This is a genomic window from Azospirillum sp. TSO22-1, from assembly GCF_003116015.1.
GTDB lineage: Bacteria > Pseudomonadota > Alphaproteobacteria > Azospirillales > Azospirillaceae > Azospirillum.
The window spans coordinates 60067-69275 of the sequence record NZ_LGQZ01000006.1 but is presented as its reverse complement, the minus strand read 5'-3'; the positions used below and the strand labels follow the sequence as shown (position 1 = coordinate 69275).

General features: G+C 57.7%; 7 protein-coding genes. All 7 read left to right on the top strand.

The genetic code is table 11. The features are described 5' to 3' along the window. On the top strand, positions 1-509 hold a 509-nt coding region (locus TSO221_RS36250; protein WP_247877882.1), incomplete at its 5' end, for a transposase. After that, positions 506-832 carry a hypothetical protein gene (locus tag TSO221_RS01825; protein WP_109116777.1) on the top strand — a complete coding sequence of 109 codons (327 nt, stop codon included), beginning with the start codon at positions 506-508 and terminating at the stop codon, positions 830-832. The genes TSO221_RS36250 and TSO221_RS01825, both read left to right, overlap by 4 nt. Positions 833-1377: 545 nt before the next feature. Beyond that, positions 1378-2133 carry a transporter substrate-binding domain-containing protein gene (locus TSO221_RS01820; protein WP_109116776.1) on the top strand — a complete coding sequence of 252 codons (756 nt, stop codon included), beginning with the start codon at positions 1378-1380 and terminating at the stop codon, positions 2131-2133. A gap of 233 nt (positions 2134-2366) precedes the next feature. Then, positions 2367-3905 carry a HAMP domain-containing methyl-accepting chemotaxis protein gene (locus tag TSO221_RS01815; RefSeq protein ID WP_158283966.1) on the top strand — a complete coding sequence of 513 codons (1539 nt, stop codon included), beginning with the start codon at positions 2367-2369 and terminating at the stop codon, positions 3903-3905. Positions 3906-3928: 23 nt separating this feature from the next. Then, positions 3929-5317, top strand: a complete 1389-nt coding sequence (locus tag TSO221_RS01810) for an extracellular solute-binding protein (RefSeq protein ID WP_247877881.1) — start codon at positions 3929-3931, stop codon at positions 5315-5317. 6 nt (positions 5318-5323) lie between these two features. Beyond that, positions 5324-7675 (top strand): ATP-binding protein, encoded by a 2352-nt coding sequence (locus tag TSO221_RS01805; RefSeq protein ID WP_109116774.1) that lies wholly within the window; start codon positions 5324-5326, stop codon positions 7673-7675. Continuing rightward, positions 7672-9015: a sigma-54 dependent transcriptional regulator gene (locus TSO221_RS01800; protein WP_109116773.1), complete on the top strand. Its 1344-nt coding sequence runs from the start codon at positions 7672-7674 to the stop codon at positions 9013-9015. The genes TSO221_RS01805 and TSO221_RS01800 overlap by 4 nt, the downstream gene beginning before the upstream one ends. The last annotated feature ends 194 nt before the right edge of the window (positions 9016-9209 follow it).

Below are 9209 nucleotides of genomic sequence, written 5' to 3'. Positions count from 1 at the left end.
CCAGCCGCCGATCCTTGACTCCGCCAACCATCTGGGGATTTTTCGCCCGCCCGTTTTGGGGAAACTTCATCCGGCCTTTACAAGAGGTGGCGCTCGCCTGGGCTGCCCGGCTGTCGCATGGGCTCGTGCCCAGGAGCATGTACGCCCGATCCCACCGCCGGGCTGCATCCTTTGCCGGTTGCAGGGTGCGGCGAACCTGCCAGTGGCGCTTCATCGGCACCTCCCCGATCTCCATCGAGATCAGGAACCGTGCCGCCCCTTCCCCGCGCGCCATCGCGCAGACGCAGAGCACGCCGCCACCAGCTCAGGGCGAGCCGCACCGGCCGCGACAGGCAGAATTTGTCATTTGTGATCAGACCATTGAGGAGGTGTTCGGCTGGATCAAGACAGTGGCCGGTCACCGCAAGAGCCGCTTTCGTGGCACGGCCCGGGTGGGCTGGGCTTTCACCTTCGCCACGGCGGCCTACAACCTGATCCGCCTGCCCAAGCTGCTGGAGGCGCCGCCATGACGGCGGCGCGGCGCTGCAAGGTGCTCGGCAAGTGGCGCCTCACCGAGGCTGACCAGTGGGACCGTGCGTATCTCGATCTGGTCGAGCCGGCCTACATCCGCTTCGACGAAGACGGCCGCAGCGAGATGGTGTTCGGCGCCCTTCAGGCCGACCTGGGGTGCGAGACCGGTGTCAGCATCATCTTCTTCGATTTCGAGGGCAACGACGAGATGACCTCCATCCACGGCACCGGCACGGCCGAATTGGCCGAGGACGAGAGCCTCGAGGTTGAAATCAGCATCCACCACGGCGACGAGATCCTGATCAAGGCTCATCGCTGGTAGTTTTTCAGCAGCCTGCTAGTCGGGTGTCTCAAATCCGGGCCGCGGTGCACGCTGCCGCGCCCCACTGCGGTTACCGTTCTTACCCAATTGCACCGGGCGTGCGTTACCGTTGCGCCCCATAGTCGTCGGCGCATGGGCTGTGGGAAGTGGCGGGCCTTTGACTTGGCGACCTTTTTTTGTCTGGTATGCTCATTGCATGCATAGGCGTATGCAGCATTGCCAGACAAAGGAAGAAGCTCAAGGTGTCGTTTGCTCTCAATTAGGGAGATAAGATCCTCGTCCATCTAGGTGCGCAAAGCATCTGCAGACACTATTTAAAATAGTAGTGTCCAACAATAATTGCTTTGCAATAGAAAACAATCCAACAGGAGCGTGTCATTTCATTGTTCACAGTCATTCTAATAACGATAATTATGAGGTTGTTAAGAACATGCAGGTATGCATGACATGCGGAAATAGCGTATGTGCTGGGGTAACACCACAGACGGTATGATCACAACTTCGTCCCCGGTTAAGAGCCACTGCCAAAATGAGAGGAGGAGTCGATGCGCTCCATAATTTTTATCACAGCCGCGCTGCTTGGAATTCCGGCCTGTGCAAATGCAATCGAATTGCGCACTGCGGCACAAGACAGTTCTCCAAAATACTACCAGAGCGGTAATGAAATGAAAGGGCTTGCTGTCGATATCATGCAAGCCATCGAGCGAGTTCAGCCGGAAATCAAATTCACCGGCTACAACAGCTTTGCGCCATTTCCGCGCATTGAAGCAGGTTTGAAAGGTGGTGAACTGGATGCGTTCCTTGGAATGATAAAAAACCCGGACCGTGAAAAACAATATACTTTCCTTGATCCTGCCCTTTACAGTACGCACAACGTGATGGCGGTCCGTGCGGATGACACGGTAGAGGTAAAGTCTTTTGACGATATACGCAAATTAGGGGGGGAGGGCGTCATTCTGGTATCGCACGCCACCGCCCAGGTGCGCTTCCTTGAAGATGTTGGTGGCCTTCAGGTTGACCCTAACGGCAAAAGCACCGCCAACAACATTGAAAAGCTTTTGGCAAGGCGTGGTCGCTTTGTATATCAAACTGACATTGCGCTATCCCAGACAATTAAAGAAGCTAAACGGCAAGATCAAGTTCGTATCCTGCCAGTCTCATTTCATGATGAGGCTCAATACATGGTGTTATCAAAAAATATTCCTGAATCTACAGTTGCTCTTGTCAAGGGAGCCCTCGACAAACTGAAATTAAACGGCGAGTTAGATAAAATATTGTCACAATATACGGGAAACAAGTAGTTTAATATTTATGCGCGGCGGCGGGTCGTTCGTGACATCGACGCCGTGCTTTGCCTGAGCAATCACGTGCGGAACGACAGAGGCAAGCAAGGCCGACGGGCGCCAGTTTTGCTTCAGGGCGCTCGTCCCTGACGTGTCCGCATTCAATTTTGCTCAGGGCCTGCAAGGGAGCGAGTGACCCAATGAAACCAAATAATCCATCCGACGCTACGCCGTTTCGGCGGGCGAGCAGCTTGAAGACAAAAACCCTGATCATGATAGCCGTCATCATGGTGGCTATCATCGGGATTGCCGATCAAGTGGAGTTCTGGCGCAATCAGGCCGAGCGCTCGACCAGCTTGGAAACACGTGCTTCGCTGGTCGGGGCTATCCAAGCTGACGCCCTAGCACAGCCCTTGTGGGACATATCCGACGACCAAACACAGGCTATACTCGTTGCCCTTGAGCGCGACCCGGACTTCTTGTCGGCCGAGGTTGTCAACGCGGACAAGAAACGCGTCGCGGCCCATGGCAAGCTCGATACTCAAACCGGTTACATCGAAAAGACGTTCGATATCGAGTACGGCGGCAGCAGAAATAAAAAGAACCTCGGGCAGCTTATTTTCCGTCTTTCAACCGAACGCCTTGCCCAAGCGCAACAGGATGCACTGCGGGCGGGATTTATTAAGCTTCTTGCCTTGTTGGCAATTATCATGGGTGCGATTTATTTGGCCTTGTTGATGATCACGGCGCCGCTTGGGCGAATGACAGTTGTTATGACTCAACTTGCCGATGGGCACACCGCCATCGACGTTCCCGGCACAAGCAGGACCGACGAGATTGGTGCGATGGCTCATGCCGTCAACATCTTCAAAGTCAACGTGATCGCGCGCGCGCGGCTCGAAGCGGAACAGGCGGAGATTGAGAGCCGTCTGGAGCAAGAGCGTCAACAGGCGATGAATCGACTGGCTGGCGATTTTGAAGGTACGGTTAAAAGCGTGGTACAGACCGTATCGGCGGCGAGCGGCGACCTTGAGCAGACTGCGGCAATGATGGCGGCCAGCGCCGAAACGGCGAGAGACAAAGTTCTCGCTGCGATCAAAGCCTCTGGCCGAGCCACAGCCAACGTCCAGACCGTTGCCGCTGCGGCGGAAGAGCTTACCGCGTCCATCCAGGAAATCGGTAATCGCGTTGCCCAATCCGCGGCCATTGCAAACCAAGCTGTCGAAGACGCCAATCGTACCAACACGTCTGTAGAAGGACTGGCCGAAGCCGCGGACCGGATCGGCGATGTCGTCGCGCTGATCAACACCATTGCGAGCCAGACAAACCTACTCGCCCTTAACGCCACCATCGAAGCGGCGCGGGCTGGCGAGGCGGGCAAAGGCTTTGCAGTCGTAGCTTCGGAGGTCAAGAATCTCGCGAACCAGACCGCGAAAGCCACGGAAGAAATCACCACGCAGGTAATGGCCATCCAGGGTGCCACGGCGACCTCCGTGAAAGCGATCAGGGACATCGGTAAAACGATTACCGAGATCGACCAGATCGCATCCGCTATCGCTGCAGCCGTTCAGCAGCAGAGTGCCGCCACGCAGGAAATTGCGCGCAACGTCCAGGCGGCGGCCGACGGTACCCAGAAGGTGGCCGAGAACATTGGCGGTGTTGGCGATGCGGTGCAGCAAACCGGGATGGCCGCTGATATCGTCCGCGACGCGTCGGTTACACTTAATCAACAGTTTTGGCGATTGAATGAAGAAGTAGACGGCTTCACACGGCGTGTCTGCACCGGGTGATAGGAACAGCGCGGAGCTTCGCGATGCTGAGTTATGACAAGCGGAAAATGGACGCGACGCTCGTCGCTTTCTGCGTATTTGTGTGCTTCGCGTTTGGTGTGGCGGATGCTGCCGAGTCGGTGGTGCGGAGCAGGAAGAAGGACATCGTTACCGTTATCACGTCCTATCCAGCATCGTTCTACGAGCCGCTTCGTGAAGATTTCGAGCGTGCGAACGACAGTATTAATCTCCGTATCATCAATAAGAAGACCACCGCTGCTATCGCGCACATCCAAGATCGACCAGATGATCCGGCCGATGTGTTCTGGGCATCGGCGCCAGATGCATTCGAGGTGCTGAAATTCGCAGGCCGCTTGGCTCCTATAGAGCCCCGCTCGACGGGGGCGCCGGACCGGATCGGCAATTATCCTATCAATGATCCAGACGGCAAATATCTTGGTTTTGCGCTTTCCGGCTTCGGCTTGTTGTGGAACCCGAGTTACCTGGAACGCAACCACATCCCCGTGCCACACACGTGGGACGACCTCCGAGACCCGGCTTACCACCGGCATATCGGGATTTCGTCGCCGTCGAGGTCGGGCACCATGCACCTGATGGTCGAGACGGTGCTCCAAGTCAACGGCTGGGACCAGGGCTGGGCGACGTGGCTGGAGATCGCCGGTAATCTTGCGACGGTAACAGCGCGAAGCTTCGGCGTTGCCGATGGCATTGCCCGGGGGCGTTTCGGGATCGGTGTTACCATTGATTTTCTTGGGCAGGCGCAATTGCCAGCCGGCGTTAAGCTTCGGTTTGCTTACCCGCCCAGCAACGTCTTTCTTCCTGCCAGCGTTGCTTTGTTGAGGGATGCCCCCAACCGCGCCGGAGCTGAAAAATTCATTGACTTCCTATTTTCCGTGCATGGGCAAACGCTACTCCTTCACCCGGACATCCAGCGCTTGCCCATTATGCCTTCCGTTTACGAGCACGCTGACGCCGGCCAGCTCAATCCCTATCACACCAAACAGCAGGATGAGCGCTTCGTCTTCAACCGCGAGATATCGCGTGTCCGCTACGAATTGGTCAACATTCTGTTCGATGAGTTGATCACTCTGCGGGTGAGCGACCTGAACCGGCTCTGGCGCCTCATTCATCGCAGCGAGGAACGATTGCGGGCGCAGCCCGATGTGGAGGCGGCACGTCTCGTGGCGGAAGCCCGTCGCACCATACAAACTATGCCTGTTTCGGAGGCCCAGGCAAACGATCGCGCCTATGCAACTGGCTTGCGCCGCATAACCCCGGGCCAGTTGGTGCCTCAGCGGCACGCCGAACTGGAGGCAGAGTTGCGCACGTATTCACGTCGTACCCTGAACGGCGCGCGAGAATTCGCATTGGCCGCCGCTGCCCGTCTCGGACTTTCGCTGGATCCGGAGTAAACCGTCATGCAAAGTACGGCCCGCTTCGGCGTCAGAGCAAAATTATTCCTGGCGTTTGTCAGCGTTGCTGCTCTGTCCGTCATAGCTACGTTGGTAGGCTGGTGGTCCTATGCGCGACTTTCGGAGGGCCTTGCCGAAATCGGCAATCGGCATTTGCCGGCGCTTGGCCTGTCCACACGGCTGGCAGAACACGGGGGAGCGATCATCGCGACCGCCCCAATATTGGCGGCCGCACGCACCGAGGAAGATGTTGCTCTCATCCGAACCGATCTCGAACAGCACCTTGATGCGATTCGCGATCTTGAACGGCAACTCGACGTTAAGTATTTCCAGGAAGGCGATGAGCCTGGGAGGCTGATCGCGAACTTGGTTGAAAATCTGAGACGCTTGGATAGCGAAGTACGAACCCGCTTGCGGCTCGGTCGGGAAAACCGCGATGCTGGTGAGCATTTGCGCTGGTTTCACGCCGACTTCCTGGACGAGATCAAGCCCCTCGTTGCCGACGCCCGATTCAACATTCAAATAGCGTTGGAAGGGGCGAACGGCTCTGAGGGTGCGGTTCAGATCGAAACCTTCCTCAACCGGGTCAGAGAGGAAGGCAGCAAGAGTGACGCTCTTCAGGAGTTAAACGCCAATGGCAATTTGGCCGTAGGATTGATTGCTCGGGCGGCGACGGCGCCGACGCTGGATCTTCTCGACGAGACCATAAATTTCTTGGATGAGACGGCCGACCTGATCGAAGTTAATCTGAAGACGTTGGGGAACCGCCTCGACACCGTAACGTTGCGACAGGTCACGTACCGGATTTTCGACTTATCGAGAGCAGCCGACGGAGTGCCCGCAGTCCGCCGCGCGGAACTGACCAGCCGTGCCAACTCGCAGCACCTTCTGACACAGAACCGTCTGCTTGTGGCGAACCTCAATAGGCTCATCGCGGGGTATATCCGCCATGCCGAAATAGCAGCCTCTGCAGCAGCAGCGCAGTCCAACTCGGCAATCGGACGGGGGCGGCAGGCGCTTTTGGCCGTACCGATCGCCAGTCTGACGATCGCAATCCTTGTTGCTTGGCTCTACGTCAACCGCAACCTTATGTCACGTCTCCTGGTCCTGCGGAATGCCGCGACGCAGATCGCGGCGGGCAACCTTCAAACTCCGATTCCATTGATGGGGGAGGACGAAATTGCTGACATGGCCGCTGCGCTTGTCGTCTTCCGTGACACAGCCATCCAAGTCGAGGAGGCTAATGCGCAGGCCATCATCGACAACGCACAAGCGGGCCTGGTCACGACCGACGAGTACGGCAAGATTGAGTTTGTAAGTCCCGTGGCTGCTAAGCTGATTGATGGTGAGACCACGCATTTGACCGACCGGCTGGAGTTGGAAACCTGCGGGGCGATTCATGCCTTTTTTTCCAAAGTACGCGAGCGGTCTGATGCCGTCGCCGAGCCCTTTTCGGTGATGAGCGGCGGTCGGCGCCCGGATGGTGCGCCAGTGCCGTTGCAGATCGCGATACGCCCCTTCTTTCGGCGCAATCAACTTCGCTTTATTGTAACGATTACTGATATGACCGAGCGCCTTCAGGTACAGCAGCTGCTGGAGCACACTGTGGCCCAACGCACCGCGGACCTTACCCGTGCACTGGCAGAACTGCGCGAGGCTCAAGATGAACTCGTGCAAGCTGGCAAACTGGCCGCGCTCGGCCAATTGGCCGCGGGAGTAGGCCACGAACTCAATCAGCCTCTCGCGGCGATACGATCCTACGCACACAACGCTCGCATTTTGCTCGAGCGCAGTCGCGGTGAAGAGGCCGAGCGCAACGTCGGCAAAATCATCGAACTCGCCGGACGCATGGCCTCGATCACCAACCACCTGAAGCGGTTCGCCCGCCGGCCGGGGACGCAACTCGGTCCAGTTTTGCTGGCCCCCGTGGTGGAAGCGGCTGTGGCACTCTTCGGAACACGCTTCAAGGATGAAGGCGCCGAGATCACCATCGATATCGCGGACCCGTCGAGTGCCGTCAGTGCTGAAGAGGTTCGTCTGGAGCAGATCCTGGTGAACCTGTTGAGCAATGCGCTTGATGCCGTACGCGGATCGCCGCGACGATGTATTAGCATTGTCGTCACCGCCGACGGAATGGATGTGCGTATCCGAGTCAGCGACACCGGGTCCGGTATTCCGGAAGACAAAGTGTTGGCGGTGTTTGACCCGTTCTACACGACGAAGGAGACCGGCGCCGGCCTCGGCTTGGGTCTCTCGATATCGTATAACATCGCAAAAGATTTCGGCGGCACGCTGACAGCCGAATCATCAGCGGACGGCGCCACATTCACCCTCGCCCTCAGAAGGTGCATGCCATGACCGTGCTCCCACCGCCCCAGGCACTTCTCATCGATGACGAGGAGGAGGTGCTCTATTCGCAGGCGCAAACCCTCGAATTGGAAGGCATTGCTACCATTACGGCGCTCGTCCCAGACGAAGGGTTATCGCGTCTGTCGCGCTCGTGGTACGGCGTTGTTGTCGCCGACGTTCGGATGCCCGGACGTGATGGCTTCTCGGTGCTAGACGAGGTCCGGACGATCGATCCGGAGCTTCCGGTGCTGATGGTCACCGGGCACGGTGATATCGCGATGGCGATTCGCGCGATCAGACAAGGAGCTTATGACTTCATTGAGAAGCCGGCAGACCCTGACCATTTGGTTGAAACCATCCGACGCGCGTTTGATCATCGCCGCCTCGTTCTGGAAAACCGCGCCTTGCGTGATGCACTGAATGGTGCCGATACGCTCGAAATGCGTATCATCGGGCGCAGCGCCGCAATGGAGCGTCTGCGCGCCACGCTGATTGCTCTCGCAGAAGCCGAAGCGGATGTATTGATCCACGGCGAAACGGGAACGGGTAAGGAACTCGTTGCACGCAGTCTTCACGACTTCTCGCGGCGACGCTCACGCAACTTCGTAGCCATCAACTGCGGTGCGCTTCCAGATACGATCTTGGAAAGCGAGCTGTTTGGACACGAGGCTGGGGCCTTTACCGGCGCGCAGTCGCGGCGGATTGGGAAGTTGGAGCATGCCAACGGAGGGACCTTGTTCCTCGATGAAATCGAGAGCATGCCAATGCATGTCCAAGTCCGATTACTGCGGGTCTTGCAGGAGAGGACGATCGAACGCCTTGGCAGCAACCAACAGATACCGCTGGATATGCGCGTCGTTGCCGCGACCAAAGCCGATTTGCGCGACCTGTTTGCGTCGAACAAGTTCCGCGAAGACTTGTACTATCGTCTTGCGGTTGCCCACATTCAGATTCCTCCGCTGCGAGAGCGTCGCGAAGACATCCCCCTACTTCTCCGGTATTTTGTGGAACTGGCCGCCGAACGCAATCGCCGGGCCCCCCCGTTACTGACCTCAGAATTTTTGTTTCAATCTCAAGCGAAGGATTGGCCAGGGAATGTGCGGGAACTGCGCAATGCTGCTGAGCGTGTGGTACTTGGCATCGGCGAAGGCGGTACGATGCCAGGAGGGCCCTCTGCGGATGCTCCTTTAGTCTCCCAAATAGAGCTTTTCGAGCGGTACGTAATTGAAACGTCACTTGCGCGAAATTATTTCAAAATCGGGGAAACCGCTGAGAAGCTTGGTATTTCAAGGAAGACGCTGTATCTGAAGATGCGGCAGTACGGGCTTGAGCATCCGAAGCAGGGATGATGTTAGTGGCTGTTCGTGGACGTCACGCGGGGGCTGCCTGGGTGCCAGCCAGGGGGGAGCGCTCCGGCGGGCCAGCCTCACGTTCGGACACCACTCACCGGGACGCGATCTGCGACGGACGCTTACCGATAGCGTGCCGGCTAAGTTTTGGCGGATCCGGCGTGGCGGCATCATGTCTCGGCCGCAAGCGTGTT

Coding starts and splice junctions, on each gene's coding strand:
- TSO221_RS01825 (WP_109116777.1), top strand. CDS start 506: ATGACGGCGGCGCGGCGCTGCAAGGTGCTCGGCAAGTGGCGCCTCACC.
- TSO221_RS01820 (WP_109116776.1), top strand. CDS start 1,378: ATGCGCTCCATAATTTTTATCACAGCCGCGCTGCTTGGAATTCCGGCC.
- TSO221_RS01810 (WP_247877881.1), top strand. CDS start 3,929: ATGCTGAGTTATGACAAGCGGAAAATGGACGCGACGCTCGTCGCTTTC.
- TSO221_RS01805 (WP_109116774.1), top strand. CDS start 5,324: ATGCAAAGTACGGCCCGCTTCGGCGTCAGAGCAAAATTATTCCTGGCG.
- TSO221_RS01800 (WP_109116773.1), top strand. CDS start 7,672: ATGACCGTGCTCCCACCGCCCCAGGCACTTCTCATCGATGACGAGGAG.